Genomic DNA, 1,090 nt, shown 5'->3' on the forward strand with positions numbered 1-1,090 from the left:
GTGGTTCGGCAACAGCCTCACCATCCGGCGGTGGCGCGACATCTGGCTGCACGAGGGCTTCGCCTGTTACGCGGAATGGATCTGGTCCGCGGCCGCGGGCGGGCCGTCGGCCGATCAGCTGGCCCGCACCGCGCACCGCAACCTGGCGCGCCTGCCACAGGACATCCTGCTCGCCGACCCGACCCCGGAGTTCATGTTCGACGACCGGGTCTACAAGCGCGGCGCGCTCACCCTGCACGCCCTGCGCCTGGAGCTGGGCGACGACGCCTTCTTCGACCTGCTGCGCGCCTGGACCACGCGGTACCGGCACGCCTCGGTGAGCACCGACGAATTCACCGACCTGGCCGGGCATTACAGCAACCGGTCGCTGCGACCGTTCTTGGACGCCTGGCTGCACGCCCGACCGCTGCCGCCGCTGCCCGCACAGCCCGCGTACCGGACCGATTTCGAGGCCGGGTAGACTTCCAGCGAACACGTTGTTGATCATGGCTGTGCCGGTGCGGAACACACCGTCACACCAGCGTCGTAGATCGCTACAACTTCCAAGCAGCCCCCACTGCGCGGCTTAGCTTTCCTTACGGCGATCGATTTTGCCCACTGGCAATCTCGCCACCTTGTGCCCCCGGCGCGGACCCGAAGTCCGCCGCACGGCTCGGGCACCTCCCGATGCCCGAAAGGCACTGCCACACTGATGAATACGACCTCTTTTGCCGCGCTCGGCGTGCGCGAACCGCTGGTGCGCGCCCTCACCGAGGCCGGTATCACCGCACCGTTCCCGATCCAGGCCGACACGCTGCCCGATTCCCTGGCCGGGCGCGACGTGCTGGGGCGCGGCAAGACCGGCAGCGGCAAGACGCTGGCGTTCTCCATTCCGATGATCGACCGCCTCGGCGCGCTGGAGGGCCGCCCCAGCCCGAACCACCCGGCGGGGCTGGTGCTCGCGCCGACCCGGGAGCTCGCGACCCAGATCGCGGCCGCGATGGAACCGCTGGCCGCGGCCTACCGCATGTCGGTGACCACGATCTTCGGAGGCGTCTCCCAGCATCGGCAGGTTCAGGCGCTGAAGCGGGGCGTCGATATCGTCATCGCC

At 69.4% G+C, this 1,090-nt stretch carries 2 protein-coding genes; both read left to right on the forward strand.

What is annotated here, in order from left to right:
* Window positions 1–460 (forward strand): M1 family aminopeptidase (locus ACIRS4_RS38685; protein ID WP_404205028.1); only part of this gene is annotated, 460 nt, incomplete at its 5' end.
* Between the two features lie 231 nt (window positions 461–691).
* The coding region (locus tag ACIRS4_RS38690; protein ID WP_404205030.1) for a DEAD/DEAH box helicase at window positions 692–1,090 on the forward strand (399 nt) is incomplete at its 3' end.

The organism is Streptomyces sp. NPDC101166 (assembly GCF_044768125.1).
Classification (GTDB): domain Bacteria; phylum Actinomycetota; class Actinomycetes; order Streptomycetales; family Streptomycetaceae; genus Streptomyces.